The sequence below is a fragment of the Nesterenkonia sp. LB17 genome (genome assembly GCF_022565915.1).
In the GTDB taxonomy this organism is placed as follows: Bacteria; Actinomycetota; Actinomycetes; order Actinomycetales; family Micrococcaceae; genus Nesterenkonia.
Map to the genome: position 1 here is coordinate 506,185 of NZ_JAJOYX010000002.1, position 25,042 is coordinate 531,226.

The 25,042-nt window shown below is 67.6% G+C and carries 23 protein-coding genes, 1 tRNA gene, 1 other RNA gene and 1 pseudogene; 10 read left to right on the forward strand and 16 right to left on the reverse strand.

Annotation, left to right across the window (positions count from 1 at the left end; all coding sequences use genetic code 11):
• The first annotated feature begins 251 nt into the window (after positions 1 to 251).
• Positions 252 to 662 carry a four-helix bundle copper-binding protein gene (locus LTH96_RS06075; protein WP_241464832.1) on the forward strand — a complete coding sequence of 137 codons (411 nt, stop codon included), beginning with the start codon at positions 252 to 254 and terminating at the stop codon, positions 660 to 662.
• 142 nt (positions 663 to 804) lie between these two features.
• Here the strand turns inward: LTH96_RS06075 and LTH96_RS06080 are convergent, their stop codons facing one another.
• The 6 genes from LTH96_RS06080 to LTH96_RS06105 are packed head-to-tail and all read right to left on the reverse strand — an operon-like array spanning position 805 to position 6,346.
• Entirely contained in the window at positions 805 to 1,602 is a 798-nt protein-coding gene (locus LTH96_RS06080; RefSeq protein ID WP_241464833.1) for a DUF429 domain-containing protein, read from the reverse strand.
• A 35-nt stretch (positions 1,603 to 1,637) separates the two neighbouring features.
• The gene (pgsA, locus tag LTH96_RS06085; RefSeq protein ID WP_241464834.1) at positions 1,638 to 2,252 is read right to left on the reverse strand and encodes a phosphatidylinositol phosphate synthase; all 615 of its coding nucleotides are present in this window, start codon (positions 2,250 to 2,252) and stop codon (positions 1,638 to 1,640) included.
• On the reverse strand, positions 2,253 to 2,795 hold the full coding sequence (locus tag LTH96_RS06090; RefSeq protein ID WP_241464835.1) for an HIT domain-containing protein: 543 nt from the start codon (positions 2,793 to 2,795) through the stop codon (positions 2,253 to 2,255).
• Positions 2,796 to 2,801: 6 nt separating this feature from the next.
• A complete protein-coding gene (gene thrS, locus LTH96_RS06095; protein ID WP_370642756.1) occupies positions 2,802 to 4,889 on the reverse strand; it encodes a threonine--tRNA ligase in 2,088 nt (695 codons plus the stop codon).
• Positions 4,890 to 4,945: 56 nt separating this feature from the next.
• Positions 4,946 to 5,869, reverse strand: coding sequence for an Fpg/Nei family DNA glycosylase (locus LTH96_RS06100; protein WP_241464837.1), 924 nt, complete (start codon positions 5,867 to 5,869; stop codon positions 4,946 to 4,948).
• A 3-nt stretch (positions 5,870 to 5,872) separates the two neighbouring features.
• Positions 5,873 to 6,346, reverse strand: coding sequence for a ribose-5-phosphate isomerase (locus tag LTH96_RS06105; RefSeq protein ID WP_241465096.1), 474 nt, complete (start codon positions 6,344 to 6,346; stop codon positions 5,873 to 5,875).
• Positions 6,347 to 6,628: 282 nt separating this feature from the next.
• On the opposite strand from LTH96_RS06105, the gene LTH96_RS12960 reads away from it, so the two are divergent.
• Positions 6,629 to 7,090 (forward strand): globin, encoded by a 462-nt coding sequence (locus LTH96_RS12960; protein ID WP_370642757.1) that lies wholly within the window; start codon positions 6,629 to 6,631, stop codon positions 7,088 to 7,090.
• Positions 7,091 to 7,109: 19 nt separating this feature from the next.
• Here LTH96_RS12960 and LTH96_RS06115 read toward each other — a convergent pair whose 3' ends face one another.
• Positions 7,110 to 7,817 carry a hypothetical protein gene (locus LTH96_RS06115; protein WP_241464838.1) on the reverse strand — a complete coding sequence of 236 codons (708 nt, stop codon included), beginning with the start codon at positions 7,815 to 7,817 and terminating at the stop codon, positions 7,110 to 7,112.
• Between the two features lie 5 nt (positions 7,818 to 7,822).
• Complete coding sequence (locus LTH96_RS06120; protein WP_241464839.1) at positions 7,823 to 8,521, reverse strand: FCD domain-containing protein; 699 nt, start codon at positions 8,519 to 8,521, stop codon at positions 7,823 to 7,825.
• A 124-nt stretch (positions 8,522 to 8,645) separates the two neighbouring features.
• Here LTH96_RS06120 and LTH96_RS06125 point away from each other — a divergent pair, with 124 nt between their 5' ends.
• From LTH96_RS06125 to LTH96_RS06135, 3 genes are all read left to right on the forward strand, one after another.
• Complete coding sequence (locus tag LTH96_RS06125) at positions 8,646 to 9,224, forward strand: gluconokinase (protein ID WP_241464840.1); 579 nt, start codon at positions 8,646 to 8,648, stop codon at positions 9,222 to 9,224.
• Positions 9,221 to 10,621, forward strand: a complete 1,401-nt coding sequence (locus tag LTH96_RS06130) for a GntP family permease (protein WP_241464841.1) — start codon at positions 9,221 to 9,223, stop codon at positions 10,619 to 10,621. The genes LTH96_RS06125 and LTH96_RS06130 overlap by 4 nt, the downstream gene beginning before the upstream one ends.
• Before the next feature lie 78 nt (positions 10,622 to 10,699).
• Entirely contained in the window at positions 10,700 to 11,737 is a 1,038-nt protein-coding gene (locus tag LTH96_RS06135) for an acyl-CoA thioesterase II (protein ID WP_241464842.1), read from the forward strand.
• A gap of 20 nt (positions 11,738 to 11,757) precedes the next feature.
• Here the strand turns inward: LTH96_RS06135 and LTH96_RS06140 are convergent, their stop codons facing one another.
• The 3 genes from LTH96_RS06140 to LTH96_RS06150 all read right to left on the reverse strand — a co-directional run bounded on the left by LTH96_RS06140 (position 11,758) and on the right by LTH96_RS06150 (position 14,653).
• Entirely contained in the window at positions 11,758 to 13,044 is a 1,287-nt protein-coding gene (locus LTH96_RS06140) for a glycosyltransferase (RefSeq protein WP_241464843.1), read from the reverse strand.
• 77 nt (positions 13,045 to 13,121) lie between these two features.
• On the reverse strand, positions 13,122 to 14,543 hold the full coding sequence (locus LTH96_RS06145; protein WP_241464844.1) for a DUF2079 domain-containing protein: 1,422 nt from the start codon (positions 14,541 to 14,543) through the stop codon (positions 13,122 to 13,124).
• Positions 14,544 to 14,580: 37 nt separating this feature from the next.
• Positions 14,581 to 14,653 (reverse strand) — tRNA-Arg (locus LTH96_RS06150).
• A gap of 252 nt (positions 14,654 to 14,905) precedes the next feature.
• Here LTH96_RS06150 and ssb point away from each other — a divergent pair.
• On the forward strand, positions 14,906 to 15,451 hold the full coding sequence (ssb, locus tag LTH96_RS06155) for a single-stranded DNA-binding protein (RefSeq protein WP_241464845.1): 546 nt from the start codon (positions 14,906 to 14,908) through the stop codon (positions 15,449 to 15,451).
• Positions 15,452 to 15,597: 146 nt separating this feature from the next.
• On the opposite strand, the gene ettA is transcribed toward ssb, so the two are convergent.
• Both ettA and LTH96_RS06165 read right to left on the reverse strand, forming a co-directional pair.
• A complete protein-coding gene (gene ettA / locus LTH96_RS06160; RefSeq protein WP_241464846.1) occupies positions 15,598 to 17,280 on the reverse strand; it encodes an energy-dependent translational throttle protein EttA in 1,683 nt (560 codons plus the stop codon).
• Positions 17,281 to 17,370: 90 nt separating this feature from the next.
• Complete coding sequence (locus tag LTH96_RS06165; protein WP_241464847.1) at positions 17,371 to 18,180, reverse strand: peroxide stress protein YaaA; 810 nt, start codon at positions 18,178 to 18,180, stop codon at positions 17,371 to 17,373.
• Between the two features lie 103 nt (positions 18,181 to 18,283).
• Between LTH96_RS06165 and rnpB the strand changes: the two genes are divergently transcribed.
• Positions 18,284 to 18,690, forward strand: an RNA gene (gene rnpB / locus LTH96_RS06170) — RNase P RNA component class A.
• Between the two features lie 148 nt (positions 18,691 to 18,838).
• Positions 18,839 to 20,368, forward strand: coding sequence for a glyceraldehyde-3-phosphate dehydrogenase (locus tag LTH96_RS06175; RefSeq protein WP_241464848.1), 1,530 nt, complete (start codon positions 18,839 to 18,841; stop codon positions 20,366 to 20,368).
• A 435-nt stretch (positions 20,369 to 20,803) separates the two neighbouring features.
• On the opposite strand, the gene LTH96_RS06180 is transcribed toward LTH96_RS06175, so the two are convergent.
• The 3 genes and pseudogenes from LTH96_RS06180 to LTH96_RS06190 all read right to left on the reverse strand — a co-directional run bounded on the left by LTH96_RS06180 (position 20,804) and on the right by LTH96_RS06190 (position 23,460).
• Positions 20,804 to 21,337, reverse strand: coding sequence for a sigma-70 family RNA polymerase sigma factor (locus tag LTH96_RS06180; RefSeq protein WP_241464849.1), 534 nt, complete (start codon positions 21,335 to 21,337; stop codon positions 20,804 to 20,806).
• Between the two features lie 736 nt (positions 21,338 to 22,073).
• A pseudogene (locus LTH96_RS06185) lies at positions 22,074 to 22,511 on the reverse strand (reverse transcriptase-like protein); the annotation flags it as partial.
• Positions 22,512 to 22,572: 61 nt separating this feature from the next.
• Positions 22,573 to 23,460 (reverse strand): Nif3-like dinuclear metal center hexameric protein, encoded by an 888-nt coding sequence (locus LTH96_RS06190; protein ID WP_241464850.1) that lies wholly within the window; start codon positions 23,458 to 23,460, stop codon positions 22,573 to 22,575.
• A gap of 62 nt (positions 23,461 to 23,522) precedes the next feature.
• Here LTH96_RS06190 and msrA point away from each other — a divergent pair, with 62 nt between their 5' ends.
• Together msrA and cysK are read left to right on the forward strand one after the other, a co-directional pair.
• Positions 23,523 to 24,077 carry a peptide-methionine (S)-S-oxide reductase MsrA gene (msrA, locus tag LTH96_RS06195; protein ID WP_241464851.1) on the forward strand — a complete coding sequence of 185 codons (555 nt, stop codon included), beginning with the start codon at positions 23,523 to 23,525 and terminating at the stop codon, positions 24,075 to 24,077.
• Positions 24,077 to 25,012 (forward strand): cysteine synthase A, encoded by a 936-nt coding sequence (gene cysK, locus LTH96_RS06200; protein ID WP_241464852.1) that lies wholly within the window; start codon positions 24,077 to 24,079, stop codon positions 25,010 to 25,012. The genes msrA and cysK overlap by 1 nt, the downstream gene beginning before the upstream one ends.
• The last annotated feature ends 30 nt before the right edge of the window (positions 25,013 to 25,042 follow it).

A 25,042-nucleotide genomic window follows, 5' to 3' on the forward strand; every position in this document is an offset into this window, starting at 1 on the left:
GCAAGGGGGAGCGCACCGAGCCGAAATGGACGGCGGAGTGCCTCCTGGTGGCAAGCCGCGGGAGCATGTCCCGTGACGCTCGCGCTCACTGCCGGCCGGACCAGCCGCTGCGCCGGACGACGCAGCCCCGTCCAGCGCCGTTCCCTAATCCTCGGGCCCACGCTACTGTGTCTCCGACGGCATGCTTCGAAGCCGCCGAGCACCAGATCCTTATACCGCCTGAGCCGCAGTGTGAGAGAAGGAGCAGCACCATGACTCACCACGTGACATCAATGCTGGACACCCACCCCAGAACCATTGAGTGGGTGGACGAGCAGAAGCTTGCTGAGTGCATCGAAGCGTGTTTCGAGTGCGCTCAAACCTGTACTGCCTGCGCCGACGCGTGCCTCGCCGAAGACATGGTCGCAGAGCTGACCACCTGCATCAGGAGAAACGCCGACTGCGCCGATATCTGCACGGCGACCGGCAACGTCCTCTTGCGGCAGACCGGCAACAACATCGATGCCGTCCGCGCCATCCTGGAAGCGTGCGGCATTGCGTGCAGATCCTGCGCAGACGAGTGCTCCCAGCACGCAGACCACCACGATCACTGCCGCATCTGCGCCGAGGCGTGCCGACGCTGCGAGCAGGCCTGCGCCGACCTGCTGGCCTCCCTGGGGTAGGTGACATACCGGGCATCTCCCACGGGCGGACTGGCGCGGCCTTCCCGGGGCCCAAGTCGCAGAACCCGAAGAACACATACCTGCGATTCGGTCCCAGTGCCCTAGGCCGGAACGGTGGTGTCTTTCGCGTCCTCGACCGCCGTCAGGTCACGGTGTAGGACAACGGTCGTTCTGAGGCGTGTGGAGGTGAGAGCAAGGCGCCGAGCGCACAGGACGGGAGCACGATCCAGCCCTCCCGCTCGGCTCGCTCCTGATGCTTCGACGGCGGAGGCTCATACCGTCCGACTGCGGCAGCGCGTGCGGCGAGGGCGGCTACGACAGCGTCGAAGGCGTCGGTGGACTCCACCATGAGCTCCGCGTGCTCACCGAGATCGAACCAGGGCGCATCCCGCTGCATCCGCCGGACCAGTGAGCGGCGCACCTGCGGATCTGTCCGGTATCCCCGAATCTCCCACTGCCACAGCCGCAGCGTCGCGCCGGGGTACACCTCCACGACGACGCCGTCCCGTCCCGACCTGTTGACGACCAGTCCGCTGGCCGCGAGTCGACCGAGGAGACCGGCGCAGCGCATCGCGGTCAGACCTATCCGGTCGGTCGAGACGCTGAGCGGCCACCGACCGATCTTCTCGCGGACATGCCGGTCGGTCTCACGAAACGCGAGCGTTCGCCTCCATGCCATCCGCCCGTCCGGCACTTGAGGCTGCGCGAGGTTCGCGTGGTCGGCGATGAATGCGACGAACTCATCGGGCCAGCCGAATGCACAATCAATCCCGATCTTCGCGACCCCCGCTGCGGCGTCCGTGATCTCCGCGTCGTCGACATTGAGAGTCAGCTGCTCCAAGCGGGCACGTTCGGGGGTCCACGCGATGAGGGCGAGGGCCGTCCCCTTGTTCTCGGCGGCCAGATCGACTCCGGCTGTACGCATAGGGAGATCGCTCATGACCACGACGCTACCCAATCACCCCGCCTGAGGGGTCAGTCGGTCGCGGCGGCGGTCTGCGCGATGACGGCGCGGAAGCGCTGGGCGATGGTGACCACCGAGGCGATTCCGAGCAGGGTCAGCACCACCAGCAGCACCGAGGAGTGCAGGCCCAGACCGGTGAAGCCGGTGAACACCAGGGTCAGGACCATGCGCTCGGAGCGTTCGGCGATGCCGACGTCGGCGGTGTAGCCCAACGCCTCAGCCTTTGCCCGCACATAGGAGACCAGATTGCCCGCCAGCAGGCAGAATGCCGAGGCGATGCCGAGCCAGATGTGGTCTCCGCCGGTGAAGAACCAGATCAGCAGTCCTAAGAACACCGCGCCGTCCTGGACCCGATCCAGGCAGGAGTCCAGGAAGCCGCCCAGCACAGAGCCCTTGCCGCTGATCCTGGCCATCAGACCATCGATGAGATCGGAGAAGACGAAGACGGTGATGAACACCGTGCCCCAGAACAGCTCCCCCATCGGATAGAAGACCAGTGCGCCCAGGCAGACCCCGATAGTGCCGATCACCGTGACCATGTTCGGGGTCATGCCAAGTCTCAGCAGAGCCTTGGCGATCGGGGTGAACAGCCCGCCGAAGAAGGCGCGCGCGTATCGGTTCAGCATCTAGCGGTTCGCCTCCCAGGCCTCGGCCACCATGGCGCGGGTCTCCCCCAGCGTCTGCGAGATGTTCTTCGTATGCGCGACGATCGGCATGAAGTTGGTGTCCCCGTTCCAGCGCGGGATCACATGCTGATGCAGGTGAACCGCGATGCCCGCCCCGCCGACCTTGCCCTGGTTCACCCCGAGGTTGAACCCCCCAGGGTTCGCCGTCGCGCGCAGCACGCGCATGCACTGCTGGGTCAGGGCGATGAACTCCCCGGCTTCCTCGGCGTCGAGGTCGGTGAGATCCGGGACGTGCCGATAGGGACAGACCATCAGATGACCGGGGTTGTACGGATAGAGGTTCAGCAGCACGAAGCACCGCTCGCCGCGGTGGACGATCAGTGACTCCTCGTCGCTGCGCTGAGGACCCTGGCAGAAGGGACAGTCCTCGGAACCACTGACCTGGTCCTGGCCGCGCTTCTGATAGGCGGCACGGTGCGGGGTCCAGAGGCGCTGGAAGGCGTCGGGCACGCCTGCCAGTTCAAACTCGTCTTCGGACCCCACGCCGGTTCAGCCTTCCTTGGATTCGATGGCCGCGAGGATCCGGGCCACGGCCTCATCCACCGGCACCTGGTTGTCCTGGCTGCCGTCACGGAAGCGGAACGAGACCGCGCCGGCGTCGACGTCATCGCCTCCGGCGATCAGCACGAACGGAATCTTGTCCTTCGAGGCGGTGCGGATCTTCTTCGGGAAGCGGTCGCTGCTGTCCTCGAGCTCGGCGCGCACGCCGGCGGCCTGCAGCTTGGAGACGACCTCGGTGAGGTAGTCGTTGAACGGCTCCGCGACCGGGATCGCGCGGACCTGGACCGGTGAGAGCCAGACCGGGAACGCTCCGGCGTAGTGCTCGGTGAGCACGCCGAGGAACCGTTCGATCGAGCCGAACTTCGCGGCGTGGATCATCACCGGCTCCTGGCGGGTGCCGTCGGCGGCCTGGTACTCCAGGCCGAAGCGCTCGGGCTGGTTGAAGTCGTACTGCACGGTGGACATCTGCCAGGTCCGGCCGATCGCATCGCGGGCCTGCACGGAGATCTTCGGGCCATAGTAGGCCGCACCGCCGGGATCGGCCACCAGTTCCAGACCGGTCTCGTTGGCGACGTCCTCGAGCACCTTGGTGGCCTCGGCCCACTGCTCGGCGCTGCCGATGAACTTCTCCGAATCCTCGTCCCGGGTGGAGAGCTCCAGGTAGAAGTCATCGAGGCCGAAGTCGCGCAGCAGCGAGAGCACGAAGCTCAGCAGGTGGCGGACCTCATCGGGGGCCTGTTCCTTGGTGACATAGGAGTGGGAGTCATCCTGGGCGAAGCCGCGAACGCGGGTCAGGCCGTGGATCACGCCGGACTTCTCGTACCGGTAGACCGAGCCGAACTCGAAGAGCCGCATGGGCAGCTCCCGGTAAGAGCGTCCGCGGGAACGGTAGATGAGGTTGTGCATCGGGCAGTTCATCGCCTTGAGCCGGTAGTCCTGGCCCTGTTTGGTGATGTTGCCCTCGGCGTCGCGCTCCTCATCCACATGCAGCGGCGGGAACATGGTGTCGGCGTAGTAGGGCAGGTGTCCCGAGGTGTGGAACAGGCCGTCCTTGGAGATGTGCGGGGTGCCCACGTACTGGAAGCCGGCCTCGATGTGCCGGGTTCTGACGTAGTCCTCCATCTCGCGCTTGATGATGCCGCCCTTGGGGTGGAACAGCGGCAGCCCCGAGCCCAGCTCGTCGGGGAAGCTGAAGAGGTCCAGCTCCGAGCCCAGCCGGCGGTGGTCGCGACGCTCGGCCTCGGCCAGCCGCTCCTTGTACGCCTTCAGGTCATCCTTGGTGGGCCAGGCGGTGCCGTAGAGGCGCTGGAGCTGCGGGTTGGACTCCTTGCCGCGCCAGTAGGCGGCGGCGGAGCGCATCACGGCGTAGGCGTTGGCGATGAGCTTGGTGTTGGGCAGGTGCGGTCCGCGGCACAGGTCGGACCAGACCCGCTCGCCGTGGCGATCGACGTTGTGGTAGATCGTGATCTCCCCGCCGCCGACCTCGATGCTGGCACCTTCGGCGGCCTCAGCGGCACCGTTTGGGCTGTTGGAATCGCTGGCGACGCCGAGCAGCTCGAGCTTGTACGGCTCACTCGCCATCGCGGTCCTGGCCTGCTCCTCGCTGACCACCTCGCGCTCGAAGTGCTGGGTCTGGTTGATCAGCTTCTGCATGGCCTTCTCGATCTTCTTCAGATCGTCCGGCGTGAAGGGCTCGGCGACGTCGAAGTCGAAGTAGAACCCGTCGGTGATGTAGGGGCCGATGCCGAGCTTGGCCTCAGGGTAGAGCTGCTGGACCGTCTGGGCCATCACGTGGGCGGTGGAGTGGCGCAGCACGTTGAGCCCGTCGGGGCTGGAGATGTCCACGGCCTCGACGGCGGAGCCGGCAGGGATCTCGCGGGAGAGGTCCCAGAGCTCACCGTCGACCCGCATGACCACGGTGCTCTTGTCCGCGGCGAAGAGCGTGGTGCCGGTGGTGCCGCGCTCGATGCTCGCCGTCTCGCCGTCGCGGGTGATGCTGATGGATTCAGCCGGCGCTGACGCCTGGGACGGGGCTTCCGATGCTGCGTTTTCGGACACTTGGGATGTACTCCTCATGGATGTTCTGCGGACCCAGGTGATTCTACGGGAACCCCGGCGGAACTGGCGCGGGCTCAGCCGCGCTGGCACCCCGGACACCAGTAGAGCCGGCGGCCCTGCAGCTCAGCCGCCTCGATGACCGCCCCGCAGCGCGGACAGGCGGTGCCCTGATGCTTATAGACCCAGTGGCGCCGCGAGCCGCCGGTGCGCACGGTGCGGATCCGACCCTCAGCCACGCCGTCGCGCAGCTGCTCGGTGAGCCGGTCCCAGAGCGCGGTGGCGCGTTCGGGGTCAATCTGGTTGCTGGGCGTGTGCGGGTCGAGCTGCTCGAGGAACAGCGATTCGGCCCGGTAGATGTTGCCCACCCCGGCGATGACCGCCTGGTCCATCAGGGCCGCGGCGATGCTGATCCGGCGCCGGCTGAGGTTGCGCAGGAAGGTCTCGCGCGGGTGCTGATCCTTCTGGGCGCGGTCGGTCTGTGCCGATCCCGCATGACCCTGGTCAGTGCTCATCCGGTCAGGAGGGCCCTGGCGCAGCGGATCAGGACCCAGCCGGGCGATGATCTTGTGGTAGTCCGCGACCTCGAGCACCGCGCAGGTGGCGGGACCGCGCAGATCCGCCCAGCCGTGCCGGGCGCTGACCCTGGCTCGCACGGCCCCCTGCGCAGGCTCGGGGATGAGCCAGCCGTCGTCGTCGTACTGCGGCTCGAAGGTGACTGCCGCGGCTCGAGGAGCGCCTATGGTGGCCTCGGCCGTGAATTCCTGATCCCCGCGGAAGCTGAACGCGCCGTAGAGCCCCAGATGGACCTGCCAGACCTCGGGCCCGAGGTGCACGAACAGGTGCTTGCCCCAGGCCTCGGCGTGCTGCGGAACCTGCCCGTCCAGCCGCTCCGCGCCGGCGGCGAACCGCCCCTGCGGAGAGCTGACCCGCCACGGGCTCCCCACGAAGACCGTGTTGATCTGCGCGGCGAGCCGGTGGAGGGTATGACCTTCAGGCATTTCTCAGTCGAGGATCTCGCCGGTCAGCTCATAGTGGGAGATCTTCCCGATCCGGCGGGCGTGGCGCTCATCCTTGGTGAAATCGGCGCGCAAGAAGGCCTCCACGATCCCGGTGGCCTCTTCGAGGCTGTGCTGGCGTCCGCCGAGGGCGACCACATTGGCGTCGTTGTGCTCCCTGGCGAGGACCGCGGTGTCGTGGCTCCAGGCCAGGGCTGCGCGGACGCCGGTGACCTTGTTCGCGGCGATCTGCTCGCCGTTGCCGGATCCGCCCAGCACGATGCCCAGCGCGTTCTTGCCGGCGCTGCGGGCGGCCACCACGGCCGCGGCCGCTCGGATGCAGAAGGCTGGGTAGTCGTCCAGCGCGTCATACTCCTGCGGCCCGTGATCGATGAGGGTGTAGCCGAGACCGCGCAGGTGATCTGCCAGGTGGGCGGAGAGCTCCATCCCTGCGTGATCGGTGGCGATGTGGACTTCCATGCTGTCTACCATGATCTCTTCTCAGACCTTTCGGGGCGAGGACGCGGGTGGCCGGGGGCCGGGTCAATCCTACGGGGCTCAGGCAGGTGCCGGCAGTGGCTGCGTGGCCGACGGGGAACATGGGGTGAGCGAGTATCGTTGCACCCTGCACCGCGCAAGAGGAGGAACATGTCTGACGAAGAGTCCAAGCCCGCCCGTGAGCTTCCGAAGTTCTCGAACCGCCTGGGGGCGCCGATCGCCACCGTGCGGCCCGTCGGACGGCCTCCGTCCCAGGTCTCCGGCCTGCCCGGCCGCCCCGCCGCGGCGACGCCTGCACCAGCAGCTGCCGCGCCGTCCAGCCCCCCGCCCGGCAGCTCTGAGCCGTCAGGCGCTGAGCAGCAGAGCTTCTATGATGCGGTCGGTGGACGCAGGACCTTCGAGACCATCGTCGAGGTCTTCTACGACCATGTCGCGCAGGACGAGGACTTTCGGGCGATGTACCCGGAGGCGGACCTGGAACCGGCGAAGGAGCGTCTGCTGATGTTCCTGGAGCAGTACTGGGGCGGGCCGCGCACCTATCAGGAGCAGCGCGGGCACCCTCGGCTGCGGATGCGGCACATGCCCTTCGCCGTGGATGCTGAGGCTCGGGACAAGTGGCTGACGTTCATGCGCGCCGGAGTCGACGCCGCAGAGCTCTCCCCGTTGCACGAACAGATCCTGTGGGACTACCTCGAGCGCGCCGCGCACTCGATGGTCAACAGCTGACCCTCAGCGGGTCAGACCTTCACAGAATCGCGGGCTCCCGGGTGCTGCGGCACAGGATGTAGCCGCCCTGCGAGCTGAGCCGGACCCAGCGGCCCCTCCGGTGCACGGCGGTGGATCCGCTGGCTCCCTCGGCGGCGAGGAAGTTCAGCGCGTGGGCGCCGAAGGCCGCGCCGGCGGGGATGGCGGCCTCGTGGAGCTGCTGAGCGTCCTCGGCCGATGAGGCGTTCTCGGTCTCCAGGTCCCGCCCCCAGACCTGTTCCCGGACCTGCTCGACGACGGCGGCGCCCGCCGTGGTCGGCACCGCCTCGGTGATCTGGGCGATGCCGGACTGGGCCTGGGCGCGCAGGTGGTCATCGGGCACACTGCCCAGCGGCTCCCAGCCGGAGCGCGGGGGCGTGACCGCCGCCCAGGGCACGCTGAGCCGGCTCGGCGGCAGCGAGAGCTCGGTCTCGGCAGGGTTCATCCGGGCGATGCGCTCGCTGATGGAGCTCAGCTCCGTGGTGACGTCGGCGCGCGACGCCTCGGCGAGGGCGACGGTGCGCAGTCCCAGCACCGCCGGCAGCTGGCTCGTCAGCGAACCCGGGGTCATCACCGGCACCCAGGCGGCGAGCACCTGGCCCACGGCCTGGAGCCGGATGCCCTGCTCCTGGATGCGGCGGGCTCGTTTGATGTAGGTGGAGAGGTCCTGGAGCGAGACGGCTTCAGCGAATCGCAGCGAGTCAGTCATGGGGCTCATTCTTCCAGAGCAGAGCGCACCTCATCGACCAGGACCTCCATGCAGCGCCGGGCCTCGCGCGGGTCCTTGCCCGCGATCGCTCGGGCCACGCCGTCGTGGGCGTCGAGAGCCTCGGGCATAGGACGGGTCGGCATCAGGCCGTGCTTGGTGCGTCCGGTGAGGACCTCCGCGACGACGTCGGCCAGTGCCGCGAACATCGAGTTTCCGCCGGCCTCGAGCATCAGCCGGTGGAAGGCGATGTCTGCCGCGATGAACTCCTCGAGCTGCTCGGACTCGCCGAGCCGCCGCATGGTGGCGGCCAGATCCAGCATCTGGTGGGCCTGAACCTCGGTCCGCCGGGCGGCAGCCAGAGCTGCCGCTTCGGTCTCCACCGCGATGCGCAGCTGCGTGAGTTCGATGAACGCCCCGCGCGCGTCGGCCGAGGCCAGCCGCCAGCCGATCACGGCGGGAGACATCACGTCCCAGTGCTCCGCGGCGGTCACCACCAGGCCGATGCGTCGCTTCGAATAGAGCAGACCATGGGACTCCAGCACCTTGACGCTGTCGCGGGCCACGGTGCGCGAGATGCCGAAGCGCTGCTGCAGCGACTCCAGGGTCAGCACAGCTCCGGGTCGATGCGCCCCGTCGACGATCTCGCGCCCGAGGGTCTCGGAGATCGCGTCCCGGCCCACGCGGGCCACGGAAGAGTTCGCCACACAGCCTCCTTCATCAACACAGAAACAAACATCACACCTTTCATGCTGAAAGGTGCTATCTTAGCTGGCACGTGGTCCCCGTCACAGGGAATCCGAGAACCAGCCCTCAGCACAAAGGAATTCGATGACGAATCCCCCACCTCAGCCTAGCCCGGGTGAACCGGCTCCCCCTTGTCACCTGGTGGTGATGGGAGTCTCCGGCTCAGGGAAGTCCACGCTGGCCGCAGCCCTGGCAGCCGAGCTGAACCTGCCGATGGCCGAAGCCGATGAGTTCCATCCGGTCGAGAACATCGCCAAGATGGCGTCGCAGACGCCGCTGACCGATGAGGATCGCTGGCCCTGGCTCGACGCCCTGCGGGACTGGATGTCCGCCCAGGTGGAGACCGGCAGCGTGATCACCTGCTCCGCGCTGCGCCGCAGCTACCGAGATGTGCTGCGCACCGCTGCCGGACGCGTGGTGTTCCTCCATGTGGATGTGGAGATCCCGCGGCTGAACACCAGACTGGCCCACCGCAGCGGCCATTTCATGCCCCCGGCGCTGCTGGAGTCCCAGCTCAACACGCTGGAGTCCCTCGATCCGGAGGAGGACGGCGTCGTGCTCACCAATGACGCCACGATCGAGGACCTCCTCGAGGCCGCCCGGACCTGGCTCCGCACCAACACCGACACTTCTGACCAGAGCGAAGAACGGAATCACTCATGACCCTCGAAGGCTGGGAACAGACCCTCGGCACCGGCCCGCTGCTCGGCATCGCCGCCGGCTCCATCGCGGTGCTCCTCGTGCTCATCATCCGCTTCAAGGTCCACGCCTTCGTGGCCCTGATCCTGGTCTCGCTGCTCACCGCAGCCGCGGCCGGGATTCCGACCGCAGACATCGTCCCGGTGCTCACCTCCGGCTTCGGCTCCACCCTGGCCTCGGTGGCCCTGCTCGTCGGCCTCGGCGCGATGCTCGGCCGGATCGTCGAGGTCTCAGGCGGCGCCAAGGTCCTGGCCGACAAGCTGGTCAACAGGTTCGGGGAGAAGCGCGCTCCCTTCGCGCTCGGCGTCGCCTCGCTGCTCTTCGGCTTCCCGATCTTCTTCGACGCCGGACTCGTGGTCATGCTTCCGGTGGTCTTCGCCGTGGGTCGACGCCTCGGCGGATCGGTGCTGCTCTACGGGCTTCCCGTGGCCGGCGCATTCTCCGTCATGCACGTGTTCGTGCCTCCGCACCCGGGCCCCGTGGCAGCCAGTGAGTTCTTCGAGGCCAACGTCGGCATCCTGCTGCTGGTGGCGCTGCCGATCGCGGTGCTCACCTGGTATGTGACCAGCTACCTCTTCGGCAAGTGGGCCGGACGCCGCTGGGAGCTGCCGATCCCGCTGCTGCTGGGCCAGGCCGATGAGGCCGCCGAGAAGAACCCGCCGAGGTTCGGCACCGTGGTGATGATCCTGTTGCTGCCGATGCTGCTGATCTTCCTCAACACCGGACTGAGCACCCTGGCCACCGCTGGCGTGGTCTCCGCGGAGCAGACCGAATCCGCCTGGTACAGCATCCTGGTCACCCTGGGCCAGACCCCGGTCGCGCTGCTCATCACGCTCTTCGTCGCCCTGGCAACCATGGGGACCCGGGGTGGTCGCGGCATGAAGGGCGCCCAGGACATCATGGACCAGGCGCTGGGTCCGGTCTGCGCGGTCATCCTGATCACCGGCGCCGGTGGCATGTTCGGCGGAGTGCTGCGCGAATCAGGCATCGGTGAGGCTCTCTCCGAGTCGCTCTCCGGCGTCGGGATCCCGCTGATCCTCGCCGGGTTCGTCATCGCCGGCGTGCTGCGCATCGCCCAGGGCTCCGCGACCGTCGCGCTGACCACCGCGGCCGGGCTGCTGGCCACCGGTGTCGCCGCCGCGGACTTCAACGAGCTCCAGCTCGCCGCCATGGTCATCTCCGTCGCCGCCGGCTCGGTGATCGCCTCCCACGTCAACGATTCAGGATTCTGGCTGGTCTCGAAGTTCTTCGGCATGGACGTGAAGACCACGCTGAAGACCTGGACCGTGCTGGAGACCCTGATCGGCATCATGGCCTTCCTGCTGGCCTGGGCCGTGTTCGGGGTGGGCACGCTGATCTGACCCGGCTCCCCCTATATGGGGCTGAAGGGCCGTTAGAGTGGAGGCACCTGACCCAGTCCACGCCCGAAAGGACGTCGCATGCCTGATCGCCGTTATGAGGTGCCTGCCGCCGCCGAGTCGGTGCAGCAGCTCGTGGACATGCTGCAGCTGAAGCACCTGAAGCCCGATGACGATGAAGCAGCGGCGGGACGCAGCGGCGAGGACCACTTCCTCGGTCCGGTCTTCAAGCAGGCCTACTGGCGGGTCTTCGGCGGGCAGGTGCTGGCCCAGGCCGCCACGGCCGCCATGGCCACGGTGGAACCTGACCGACTGATCCATTCGGTGCACGGCTACTTCCTGCGCCCCGGTGACGCGAGCAAACCGATCCAGGTCTCGGTGGAGCGGCTGCGCGACGGCGGCTCCTTCTCCGCGCGGCGCAGCCAGGCCTATCAGGACGGGACCCCGATCCTGTCCATGATCGCGTCCTTCCAGCGGCCCTCGGCCGGAGTGTCACATCAGCGCAGGATGCCTGAGGGGGTCCCGGATCCGGAGGATCTGGCACCCCCTCAGGAGCTGGTGGGACACGTGAAGCACCCGATCGTGCATGAATGGGCGCACGGCCGCCCCTTCGACATCCGTCATGTGGACCGCCCGATCTACCTCGAGGCGGATCAGGATCCGCATGCCACCAGCGCGGTGTGGCTCAAGACCAAGGCCGCGCTGCCCGATGACCCCAACATCCACCGGGCCGCGATCCTCTACGCCTCTGACTACACGCTGCTGGAACCGGTGCTGCGCCGCCACGGCCTGTACTGGGCCAAGCCGGAGATGAAGGTCGCCTCGCTGGATCACGCCATGTGGTGGCATCGCGATGCCCGCGCCGACGAGTGGCTGCTCTACGTCCAGCAGAGCCCGAGCGCGCAGAACGCGCGCGGCCTCGCCCAGGGGTCCATCTACAGCCGCGACGGCGCCCTGGTCGCCTCGGTGGCCCAGGAGGGCATGGTGCGACCTCCCGAGGGACTGCGACCGAAGCTCTCCGAGAAGATGCAGCAGACCCTGGTGCACAGCTCTCGTGCCACCCGGGCGCTCAACAAGAAGTACTCCCAGACCTGGTCGTCGCGCTACCTGGAGACCTGAGCCGGGCAGGCGACACCGGCTCAGCGGCTGGTGATCAGAGTCAGGCTGCGGTACGCCTGCCGTGTCGCGGCCGCGGTGGCGTCCCAGGAATAATTTCTCGCCAGCGTCGCCGCCGTCGTGCTGTAGCGGCCCCAGGCCCGCCGGTGCAGCACCAGCCAGCGCAGCTGCTCGGCCCACAGGACCGGGTCCAGGCTCGGGATCAGCCGCCCGCTGCGGCGGTGGGTGATCAAGGACGAGAGGCCCCCGACATCGTGGGCGATCACCGGGGTGCCGCAGGCCATGGCTTCCAGGGCGACCAGGCCGAAGGACTCGCTGAAGGAGGGCACCAGCACCGCGTCGCTGCGGCGGAAGAGGTCGGCGAGCTCACTGTGTGGCAGCGGGGGCAGCGCCTGCACAGCATCGGCGACGCCGGCCCGCTCTGCCAGCGCCTGGAGGTCCAGCACGTCGTCACCGCTCTGGCTTCCCGCGACGACCAGCTGCACCGGCACCTCGGGCATCCTCCTGCGCAGCTCGCCGAGGGCTTCGACGGCGACCTGCGGTCCTTTGTGCGGCTGCAGCCTGCCGGCGAAGGCCAGCCGCAGGGCGCGCCCGGCCAGCGGCCCGCAGCGGGGGTCCTGTCCCATGGGCGGGTGGAAGACCTCGAGGTCGACGCCTGGCCGGACGAGCGCGATCGAGGCGTCGTCGAGGCCGAAGAGGCGTTTGAGGTCGGCGATCTCGCGTTCGGTGTTGGCGGTGACCAGATCGGCAGCACGGGCGATCATCGCCTCGGCGAGGCTGCGCCGGGGGCTCTCCGGTGTGGTGGGGTCGAGCTCCTGCTTCACCGCGGCGATCGTGTGCATGGTGTGCACCAGCGGCGCCGACAGCGCCCGAGCCAGCTGAATCCCGGCCAGCCCGGAGATCCAGTAGTGCGAGTGGACCGTGGTGACCCGGCTGATGTCGATCGATTCCAGGCTGCGCAGCGCCCGGGCGGCCAGCTCATCGACCCGTTCGGGCAGCAGCGACTTCTCCGACCGCGCCTGCTCGCCGACGGCGAGGGTGTGGATCCGCCGACCATCGTCGAGCACGGTGACGCTGTCTGCGCCTGCGGGAGCCTCGGCGTCGACGTCGGTGGTGACGATGTCCACCGTGATGCCGCCCTGGGCGAGCGCTGCGCTGAGCGCGTTGACGTAGACGTTGAGGCCGCCGGCGTCCCGGTTGCCGGCCTGGGCCAGCGGGGAGGTGTGCAGACTGACCATGACCACGCGCGCCGAGTCGGGGTCGGTCTGCGGGGCTCCGCAGACGCCCGCAGGGACGCAGTCGGTGGACATGTGGCTCTCCATGACGCCGCGCGGCATCGCGACGCAGCTGAGGGGTGGGGTGGTTCGATCCTTATGCTACAGCGCGGTCATCGCCGCAGGTATTCCGCACACTCGCTCGCGGCGGCGCTGTCGACCGCAGATGCACGGTGCATCAGCCAGAGACCCTCGGCGTCCTCGATGACCGGTTCAAAGCCCAGCCGCTCGGCGCGGACGAAGGCCTCCTCGGGGCTCAGCGGGTTCGACCCGCCGAGCTCCTCCACGGTGTCATCGATGATGATCCAGGTCAGCGCGTCCTCATCGGTGGTGCCGTTGAGACCGACCGAGGTGCGGTCCACCAGGTGCGGCACTGCGGTATCGGCGGCCTCCACACAGACGCCATCGGGGACGGCGTCGGTGACCTGCTGGTGTGCCAGCGCCCGCTCCCCCATGGTCCAGTTGTCAGCGGTCATCGTGCGCTGGAGCGGGAAGACCCCGGGGAACGCCAGGGTGCCGACCAGGCCGACGGCGATGACCGTGCCGGGCAGCCCGACGGCGAGGGGTCTGAGCCGCGGCCACCGTGCGATGATCCGGCGGGCGACGTCGAAGCCGGCGAGCAGGAAGATCGGGGCGAGGATCGCATCGTACTGATAGATCACAGACCAGACGTTCGCCCGGTCGTTGAACAGCCGGGAGAGCAGGATCGGAGCCCCGAGGATCGCATACGGCGAGGCTAAGGGAAGCAGCAGCAGCGGCAGGAAGTGCAGCGCCCACAGGCCCACCTTGGTGGGGTGATCGAAGAGGATCACGACCGCGTTCCAGGGCTGGGTCAGCAGGAAGACGATGGCCGCACCTGCGCTGGGTCCCAGGGCGGTGAACTCCCAGTAGCCGAACTCCCCGGCGGCGGAGAAGTGTGGGATCACCAGCTCCACGGCGAACCAATAGCCGAAGACCCCCAGCGCGGCGGTCACCAGCGCGGGCAGCCAGGCGCGTTTGAGCGCGAAGACCAGGCTGAGGGCGATGAGGGTGACGCCCATGTCCTCGCGGACCAGCAGCAGCACCGCGCCGAGCCCCACGGCCAGCCACATCCGCCGCCGTTCGATGGCCCAGATCACCCAGGCGACGAGCGGGACACCGAAGGCGATCTCATGGAAGTCCCAGTTCACCAGCGCCTGGAAGGGCCAGAAGAGCAGCAGTGCGACGGCGGCCAGCAGGGCGGGCAGGTGGCTGAACCACCCGCGGACCACCAGGTAGACCGGCAGCGCCGTGGAGACCAGCAGCGCGATCATGCCGATGTTGAGCACCCGCGGGTCGTCCCAGATCCAATAGAGCGGGGCGAAGGCCGCAATGATCGGGTGGAAGTGATCCCCCAGCAGGTGGAAGTCCTCGCCCTTGATCGGCACGATGGGGGCCTTCAACAGCGAGTATTGACGCACCGCCTGATCGAAGATGCCCAGATCGTAACCCTTGGCCTCGAAGTTGCGGAAGCGCAGCAGGGAGTGGGCAAGATACAGCAGAGCGGCCGCCGTCATGACGGCGGCCAGCTGGAGTCTATGCGATATGGACAAGTGCCCCGGGAGGGATTCGAACCCCCGACCGGCGGATTAGAAGGCCGCTGCTCTATCCCCTGAGCTACCGAGGCGTGGACGCGCAGAGTCTCAGCATCCTGAGCAGGTCCAGGCAGAGAGTCTACCTGCTCAGCCGCGCCGGTTTTCCCCCGCACCGCTCGACTCGCCGCTGGCGCCTTGCTCATCCACAACCGTACGAGATCACCCCGCCGCGGAGGCGCCACGACGAACACTGGCAGGACCCCGTCATCGCCTGCCACGGCCTGCGGCGGGGCAGGGCACGCCGTGCCGATCAAGAGTGGCCGTGACAGAGATGGAGGAGAGCAATGAGCGAAACGATCACCGTCCGCGGGTTCCTGGGCGGCGAGGTGGAGGAGTTCACCACGCTCCAGGGTCTGCCGATCTCGAACTTCCGGCTCGGCTGCACTCCGCGGCGCTATGACCGCAAGTCGGAGCAATGGGTCAACGGGGACACCAACTGGTACACCGTCTCGGCCTTCCGTCAGCTGGCCCAGAACGTCAAGAGCAGCCTGAACAAGGGAGACCCGGTGCTGGTGACCGGACGGCTGCGAGTGAGGCAGTGGGAGAACGACAAGGGTCAGCGCGGCACCTCGGTGGAGATCGACGCGGAGGCGATCGGCTATGACCTGACCTTCGGTTCGGGGTCCTTCACCCGGCTCGGCGGCTCCGGGTCCGGGGAGGAGAACGCGCGCGGAGCGGCGGAGTCGAACACGGATTCCCCCAGCGACTCCCCCAGCTCCGCCGCGGACTCTGTCTGGGGCGGATCGACGGGTCCCTCAAGCTCATCAGGCACACAGAACGGCGCCGCGCGCGCCGAGACCGTCGATTCCGCGGAGAAAGCCCCGTTCTGAGTCCGCACAGGCAATCGCAGGCGGCGGGAGGGGATACGACTCGGCCCGCCCGCGGTCACCGAGGTGGTGTCGCGGGCGGGCCGGGTCGATGCCGCTGGTCGAGCTCAGGACCGGCTCACGGCTCAGTCCGTGGCTGAGCGGTGAGATCAGTCGCGGGTGAGCCTGCGGTGGGTCACACGGTGCGGACGAGCCGCATCTGCACCGAGGCGCTCGACCTTGTTCTGCTCGTAGGACTCGAAGTTGCCTTCGAACCAGTACCAGTCGGCCGGCTTCTCGTCGGTGCCCTCCCAGGCCAGGATGTGGGTGGCCACCCGGTCGAGGAACCAGCGATCGTGCGAGATGACCACGGCGCAGCCGGGGAAGTCCAGCAGCGCGTTCTCCAGGGAGCCCAGGGTCTCGACGTCCAGGTCGTTGGTGGGCTCATCGAGCAGCAGCAGGTTGCCGCCCTGCTTCAGCGTCAGCGCGAGGTTCAGCCGGTTGCGCTCACCGCCGGAGAGCACGCCGGCCTTCTTCTGCTGGTCCGGTCCCTTGAACCCGAAGGCTGAGACGTAGGCACGGGATGACATCTCCACGGCACCGACGTGGATGAAGTCCAACCCGTCGGAGACGACCTCCCAGAGGCTCTTCTCCGAATCGATGCCGGCACGCGACTGATCCACGTAGGAGAGCTTCACGGAGTCACCCACGGCGAGCTTGCCGCCGTCGAGCTCTTCCATGCCCACGATGGTCTTGAACAGCGTGGACTTGCCGACGCCGTTGGGACCGATGACCCCGACGATTCCGTTGCGCGGCAGCGAGAAGGAGAGCCCGTCGATGAGCTGGCGGTCGTCGAAGCCCTTCTGCAGGTTCTCGGCCTCGATGACCTGGGTGCCCAGGCGCGGGCCCGGCGGGATCTGGATCTCGTCCATGTCGAGCTTCTTGGTGCGCTCGGCCTCGGCGGCCATCTCCTCGTAGCGGTTCAGACGGGCCTTGGACTTGGTCTGGCGTCCCTTGGCGTTGGAGCGCACCCAGTCCAGCTCCTCGGAGAGTCGCTTGGCCATCTTGACGTCTTTCTTGCCCTGGACCTTCAGGCGGGCCTGCTTCTTCTCCAGGTAGGTGGAGTAGTTGCCCTCGTAGGGGTAGAGCCGACCACGGTCGACCTCACAGATCCACTGGGCGACGTGGTCGAGGAAGTACCGATCGTGCGTCACGGCCAGCACGGCGCCCTCGTAGGCGGCCAGGTGCTGCTCGAGCCAGAGCACCGACTCGGCGTCGAGGTGGTTCGTGGGCTCATCGAGCAGCAGCAGGTCCGGCTTGGAGAGCAGCAGCTTGCACAGCGCCACACGGCGGCGTTCACCACCGGAGAGGATGCTGACGTCGGCCTCCGGAGGCGGGCAGCGCAGTGCGTCCATGGCCTGCTCGAGCTGGGAGTCGAGATCCCAGGCGTTGGCGGCGTCGATGGCCTCCTGCAGCGTGCCCATCTCGGCCATCAGCGCGTCGAAGTCAGCGTCGGGGTTGGCCATCTCTTCGGAGATCTGGTTGAAGCGCTGAAGCTTCTCGTAGATCTCGCCGACGCCCTCCTGGACGTTGCCGAGCACGGTCTTGTCCTCGTTCAGGGCAGGCTCCTGCATCAGGATTCCGACGGAGTAGCCCGGGGAGAGACGTGCCTCGCCGTTGGAGGGCTCATCGAGCCCCGCCATGATCTTGAGGATGGTGGACTTGCCCGAACCGTTGGGTCCGACCACGCCGATCTTGGCGCCGGGGTAGAAGGACATGGTGACGTCATCGAGGATGACCTTGTCGCCCACTTTTTTGCGGGCGCTGATCATGGTGTAAATAAACTCTGCCATGGTCCCCAGGCTAGTCGGCAGGGCCGAGAATCTGCTAATGGACCGGCTGCGCTGACCGGCTCGGGGCGACGCGCCGCGGCCTGCCGGGGGTCAGTCGATCAGGTCCAGCTGGTGCGGGGTCCGCCCGGTGGCCGGACGCAGCTCCACGCGCCACCGCCGGGAGGCGAGCTCGGCGACGTCGTCCACGGTTTCAGGCGCCGGGCCCTGGGCGCGCAGCAGCATCCCGGTGAGCAGTCCGCGGGCGTGCTTGGCGAAGTGGGTGACGACCTTCCGCTGCCCGTCGCGCTCGGTGAAGCTGTTGACCATCAGAGTCTGTTCCGGTGCGGGCCGATGCGCCTGCCCGTAGGAGCTGGAGCGGCAGTCCACGACCAGCTGATCCCCGATGAGCCGACTCAGCGGCTCGTCCAGGGCGGCCTTCCAGAAGCTGCCCAGACGTCCGGGAGCCTGCTGCGCCGGGGCGGCACCTGGGCCCTGACCGGTGCCCTGCGCGCTGAGGCTGACCCCCATGGAGAGCCGGTAGGCCGGGATCCTGTCGGTCAACGAGGTCACGCCGAAGAGCCCGGAGAAGACCAGCACCTGCCGGGAGGCCCGGTCCAGCTGCTCGGGGCTCAACGATGCCGGGTCGAGGGCTTCGAAGAGCACCCCGGTGTAGATCTCGTGCGCCGGCGCCGTGGGGGCGCTGACTAGCCGAGCGTTGGCGCGCACCTGGGGCATCACGGTCTTGCCCACGTTGAGCATCTGCTGAGCCTGCTCGTGGCCGCTGACCTGGATCAGGGCATCCATCACGGTGGCGCGTACGAGGTCGAGCTCGGGCAGGGTCAGGCTGCGCAGGTCCACCGGGGGCGCACCGGGATCGGTCGGGGGTGTCTTGCCCTCTGAGGGCGGCAGGAAGATCAGCACCGGGCAAGGCTAGCAAGCGGCTGGGGCGGCGATCACCTCGATCAGCCGCTCCGCCGATGCGCCCGGAGCCGGTGTCACGATCCCGTAGCATGGTGAGCCGGGACGGGTCGGCCAGACCATCGCGGCTCGAGACTGAGGCCCGCCGGAGACGGTGGATAACTGCCTCGGGCCGAGGAAAGTCCGGGCTCCACAGGGCAGGATGGTGGGTAACGCCCACTCGGGGAGACCCGCAGGCCAGTGCCACAGAAAACAGACCGCCGGCGGCGCTCGTCGTCGCCGGTAAGGGTGAAACGGTGGTGTAAGAGACCACCAGCGCTCCAGGTGACTGGGGCGGCTAGGCAAACCCCATCCGGTGCAAGGTCGAACAGGATGTGCTCGAGGGCTGCCCGCCCGAGCATCCGGGTTGATCGCTTGAGGTCCGTGGTAACACGAGGCCCAGATGGATGATGGTCAGGCTCGGTGAGCAATCACCGCGGCCTACAGAACCCGGCTTATCGACCGGCCCGTCCCCCCACCCGCTCCCCCGTGCCCCTAGGCGCCGGGTGAGTGGGTTTCGGCTAGACTCAGCCACGGACACATCGCGGTGTTCGCCACGAACCGAGCTCACGATGGGTCCACGTAGACAATGACGTCTAGACGAGTGAGGACACGTCCAACAATGACCACTGAAGCAGACGAACACCTGCACAGCTGGATCGACCGAGAGTCCCAGGCTGAGGCCATGATCCCGCTGCTGGGACAGCTCTACCGAGAGAACAACGTGGTCACCGGGATCTACGGTCGCCGACTGGTCAACCGGTCCGCCATCGAGATCCTCAAGGCGCACCGCTTCGCACGCCAGGTCGACGAGACCGAGCTGCCAGTCTCACAGACGCTTCCCCTGGTGAGGGCGCTTACCACGCTGGATCTCGGCGCCGCCAGCATCGACATCGCCCGGCTGAACTCTCGCTATCGGGCCTCCGCGCATGCCGCCGCCGGGGACATGGACTCCTTCCTGCGTGAGGAGCTCGCGGAAGTTCTCGGCCGCGGCGGTGAGGGACTCTCTGAGCCGCGCGACGTCGTGCTCTACGGCTTCGGCCGGATCGGTCGGCTGCTGGCCCGGATCATCGTCGGCAACGCCTCGTCGGCCTCCGGGCTGCGGCTGCGCGCGATCGTGGTGCGTCAGGGCGCCGAGGACGATCTCGCCAAGCGCGCCTCGCTGCTGCGCCGAGACTCGGTCCACGGGCCCTTCGAGGGCTCCATCCGGGTCGACGTGGAGAACCAGGCGATCATCGCCAACGGCACCTTCATCAAGGTCATCTACGCCTCGGACCCCGCCGCAGTGGACTACACCGCCCATGGCATCTCTGACGCGGTGGTCGTGGACAACACCGGCCGCTGGCGCGATGAGGAAGGCCTCAGCCAGCACCTGCAGGCCAAGGGCGTCTCCCGGGTGCTGCTGACTGCTCCGGGCAAGGGAGACCTGAAGAACATCGTCTTCGGCGTCAACCACGAGCAGATCACCGCGCAGGACAAGATCGTCTCTGCGGCGTCCTGCACCACCAACGCCATCACCCCGGTGGCCAAGCTCATGGACGAGGCCTACGGGATCGACCATGGGCACGTGGAGACGGTGCACTCCTACACCAATGACCAGAACCTGATCGATAACTTCCACCCCGGTGAGCGTCGCGGTCGTTCGGCGGCGCTGAACATGGTGATCAGCGAGACCGGTGCCGCGAAGGCGGTTGCCAAGGCGCTGCCCCAGCTGGCCGGGAAGCTGTCCGGGAACGCCATCCGCGTCCCGACCCCGGATGTCTCGATGGCGATCCTGAATCTGGAGCTGGATCGGGAGACCACCAAGGAGGAGCTCAACAAGTTCCTGCGCCGTGAATCCCTCGAGGGCCCGCTGCACAAGCAGGTGGACTACATCGATTCCGCCGAGGTGGTCTCCACCGATTTCGTGGGCACCCGGGCTGCGGGGATCGTGGACGGTTTGGCGACCATCGTCAACGGCCGCCAGGCGATCCTCTACGTCTGGTACGACAACGAGTTCGGCTACTCCGCCCAGGTGGTCCGGGTGCTGGAGCACATGACCGGCAGCGCCCCGGTGAAGTACCCGAAGGTGCAGCCGCGCAACGCCGCCAGCAACGGCGCCGCCGAAAGCCCCGCCGGATCTGAGACGAAGACCGCGCTGCCCGCCAGCTGAGCGCCCGGTTCAGCCCACCGGCTGAGACCACGCTCCACTCGTGACAGCACGACGACGGCGGCCCTCCCCTGCTGGGGTGGGCCGCCGTCGTCGTGCTGGTCCCAGGTGTGCCCCGGGGTCACATGGAGATATGAGGCAACGAGATGGTCCAGGAATTCAGTTCCTGGCGCGCGGGGGCCCATCCCGCGGTCCCTGCCGGCTGAACGCCCGTTGAGAGCCGATGCACCGGATGCTGCGTCCCTGCGGTGGAGCACCCACGGCGCGCTTCTGCAGGTTCGAGGTCGACCCGATGGTGTTGTCCGGCATTCTTCAGTGCTGCTGTCGCAGCCGGGACGTCGTGCCTGCCGTGCCGACTTCCCGTTCCCATTAAGGTGGTTCGGAGCAGCTGCGGAGGTTGCGCTGAGTATCCGTTCCTCCAGTCCCAGGGGTGGAGTCTCATCCCGCCGCGAAGACATTGCGCTCATCGTGCGTATGACCCCCCAGTGCCGTCCGCAGTGATTTCAGCCCGTAGTACATCCGAGTCCGCAAGGTCGCGACCGGAACCCCTGTCCTCTCCGAAAGCTCCTGGTACCCCACGCCGTCGAGTTGAACAGCGGCGATCACCTGTCGGTGCTCGGAGGTGAGCGTGGCCAACGACTCGTAGAGGACCAGCCGCTCCACTGCGAGCGGGTCCTCCGTCACCGGATCGCTCGCCCCCTCGATCTTCTCCGGATCCGCCGGGGGACGGGCACGAGCCCGCAGAGAATCCGTGACGAGGTCGCGCACGATGGCGAACAGCCCTGTCCGGATCGAACCACGCGATCTGCTGAACCATTCTCTGCTTCGCCAGGCACGGATGAAGGCCTCCTGAACACAGTCCTCCGCCTCGGCTCGGTCACCTAACGCGTTGACCGCGTACGCGAAGAGAGCCCCACCGTGCTCGGCAAAGGCCTCACGAACGTCGAATACCGGGTCACCTTCCTGGTGCATAGGAAGCCCCGATCACGCGTTCAGCACACCGGGAATCGGCTCTGGGAGCCGAACACCCCACGGCGTCACACCCTGGATGGGCACGCAAGGGATGAACGCACCCTGTCCTCGGTCTCCGGACCACCGGAACAGCGTGAAACCTGGAACCGGCCCACAACGGGGGCAAACGGCCCCCAGAGGCGGGTGCGAGAGCCGCTCCTGCCCCCAAGACTCCCACCGGCGCCCCCGCCGATCGTCTCAGGCCGGTCAGCAGCTCCTGGGCGGGTGACCTGTGCGTTCTGGTCGCGACGGTGAGCAGATTCCCGCACAAGCTTTTCTTCGTGTTCGGGCAGACAAGCATCGGAACGGACCTTCCCGTTGCCAGGGCCGGACTCCGTGCAAGGAGGCTGACTGACAACGATCATCTGGTAAACCCTTGAAGTAGTTTAATTAGACTATCTAATTAACATTTAGTGTCAACTAGATGTGATCTAGATCACAACAAAGGTGCCTGAGATGGAGCGTCCTCGCGAGATGCTGGCTTGGTGGTTCTGCCGGAGCTCAGCGCGATGGTCACCTGGATTCCTGTCGCCGTGCTGTTGGCCGACTCAGCGCCGGCCACCGCAGCCGGGGATCCGGTCAAGTCGGGAAAGCTGATCGGTCGCGCAGTGCGCACCACCACGGTCTGCACGGTTGACCCCGACGTGCCGAACAGACCGGCCCCTGCGCCGGGCCGGCAGATTCAACGCGCGGGGCGGATCCGACTGCGACTCGGGTCCCAGGGGATCCCGGCGGCGCAGGCGTCCATCGCCTCGTTGCTCAGCGCATCGGCGTCACCGTTGTCCTTGCGCGGGATCCAGGTGTAGCGCACCTGCATCGGCGGCAGGATGGTGGAGGCCTCTGCGGCGAGCCGCTTCATGTCCTCGTGCTTGATCTTCCAGCGCCCGCTCATCTGCTCCACCACGAGCTTGGAGTCCAGCTTGACCTCGACGAAGGCCTGCGGGTCCAGGTCACGGGCCAGTCGCAGACCCTCGATGAGTCCGGTGTACTCGGCGACGTTGTTGCTCGCCTTCCCCAGCGGGGTGGCCTTGGTGGCGAGGATCTGACCCGCCTCATCACGGACCAGGGCGCCGGAGCCGGCGATTCCAGGATTGCCGCGGCTTCCGCCGTCGGCCTCGACGAACAGAGTGGTCATGGCTCACGCACCTTCAAGTCAGTACAGGTCTTGGTCACGGTGTCTCGAGCCCACGGGCGCCTCAGCGGCCCGGGGTGAGCACGAAGTCCCAAGGATCGGTGTTGATGCCGCTCACGGCAACCTCCACATCGTAGCCGCGATCGGTCAGCGCTCGGTGGAGCGCCTGCGCGGCGGTGGGCAGCCAGAGCCATTCCGAGGCGAAGTGTGAGACATCGATCAGATAGGGGCGTCCCTCGGCGGCTGATTCGCGGGCCTCCGAGGCCGGGTGGTGGCGCAGATCGGCGGTGAGGAAGACATCAGCGCCGGCGTCCGCGGCAGCCTGGAGCAGCGAGTCCCCGGCCCCGCCGCACAGCGCCACCCGCTGGATCAGGTCTTCCCGGTCACCCGCCACCCGCACGCCTCCCGCCACGGCGGGCAGCACCGAGAACACCCGGGCGGCGAACTCCCCGAGCGTCAGCGGCTCGGCCAGCATCCCGATGCGCCCCAGTCCCTCCGAGGCCAGGCCCTCCGCCGCGATGGCCAGCGGTGCGGTGTCCTGAAGACCCAGCGCGCCGGCGAGGACATCGTTGACCCCGCCGATCGCGGAATCCCCATTGGTGTGAGCAGTCAGCAGGGCGCAGCCGGATTCGATCAGCCGGTGGACCATCTCTCCCTTGAACTGTCCGGCCTCCACGGAGGTGACTCCGCGAAGCAGCAGCGGGTGGTGGGTGATCAGCAGATCGGTCCCGGAGCTCGCGGCCTCTTCGATGACCGGCCGCACCGGGTCCACGGCGAAGTGGATCCGCCGCACGAGCGCGTCGCGACGGCCGGTGACCAGCCCGACGGCGTCCCAGGACTCTGCCAGTGAGCGAGGCCAGAGCTCTTCGGCGGTCTCCAGCACCTCATCGAGGGTGGGGACCTGGGAATCGGTGGTGGTCTCATCTGGACGCGGAGCGGGGCTGGGAGACATGTCTCATTTCTACAGGCCATGATTCAGGAATAGAGCCCGGGACACGGACGGTTGTGCTGGTCATGGACAATTCCCTCAAGACCGTGGTGCTCGCCGCCGGCTGCTTCTGGTGCCTGGACTCCCTCGCGCGCAGACTGCGCGGGGTTCATCACGTGCGCAGCGTCTACACCGGAGGATCCGGTCCGGCCATCTACGAAGCCGTGGCCTCCGGCGGCACCGGACACGCAGAAGCCGTGGAGATCGGCTATGACCCGAGCGTGCTCCCGGACCAGGTGCTCTACGCCGTGTTCTTCTCCAGCCACGACCCGACCACGCTGAACCGGCAGGGCTACGACGTCGGGGACCAGTACCGCTCCGCGATGTTCTACACCGATGAGGCCCAGCACGATGAGTTCGCCGCCGCGATCGCGCAGGCGCAGAACTCCTTCGACCGGCCGGTCGTCACCACGCTGGAGCCCCTGGGCCGAGTGTTCGAGGCCGAGGAGGTCCACCAGGACTTCCACTCCCGACGTCCTGATGTCGGATACTGTCGGGTCATCATCGATCCCAAGGTCACAAAGCTCCGCAGAGACTATGCTTCATGGTTGAAACCCGAGGAAGAAAGGTCCACTCACTAATGGCCAAAATTCTGGACAACATCACCCAGGCAGTCGGCAACACCCCACTGGTGCGGCTCAACCGGCTGGGCGCAGACCTTCCGGGCAACATCGCGATGAAGCTGGAGTTCTACTCCCCCGCCAGCTCGATCAAGGACCGCATCGGTGCCGCCATCGTCGACGCCGCCGAAGAGTCCGGGATGCTCAAGCCCGGCGGGACCATCGTGGAGGGCACCTCGGGCAACACCGGGATCGCGCTGGCTATGGTGGGCGCCGCCCGCGGCTACCGCGTGGTGCTCACCATGCCGGAGACCATGTCCACCGAGCGTCGTGTGATGCTGCGCGCCTACGGCGCCGAGATCGTGCTCACTCCCGGAGCCGAGGGAATGCGCGGCGCGGTGGAGCGGGCCAAGGCCATCGTGGCGGAGACCGAGAACTCCATCTGGGCCCGGCAGTTCGCCAACGAGGCCAACCCGGCCACCCACTACCGGACCACCGGCGAGGAGATCTGGCAGGACACCGACGGCGAGGTGGACGTCTTCATCGCCGGCATCGGCACCGGTGGCACCATCACCGGCGCCGGGCGCCGGCTCAAGGAGTACAAGCCCAGCATCCACCTGGTCGCCGTGGAGCCCGAGGACTCCCCGATCCTCTCCGGCGGCACCGCCGGTCCGCACAAGATCCAGGGCATCGGCCCGAACTTCATCCCCGACATCCTGGACCAGGGCATCTACGACGAGGTCTACCAGGCCAACCTCGAGAAGGCCGTGAGCTGCGCCCGCGACCTCGGCACCCAGGAAGGCATCCTCGGTGGGATCTCCACCGGCGCCAATGTCGCGGCCGCCCTGGAGCTGGCCTCCCGCGAAGAGAACCGGGACAAGCTCATCGTGACCATCGCGTGTGACTTCGGAGAGCGCTACATCTCCACGTTGCTCTACGAAGACATCCGCGGCTGATCCGCCCACGAGCCGTGAAGTTCGATCCCT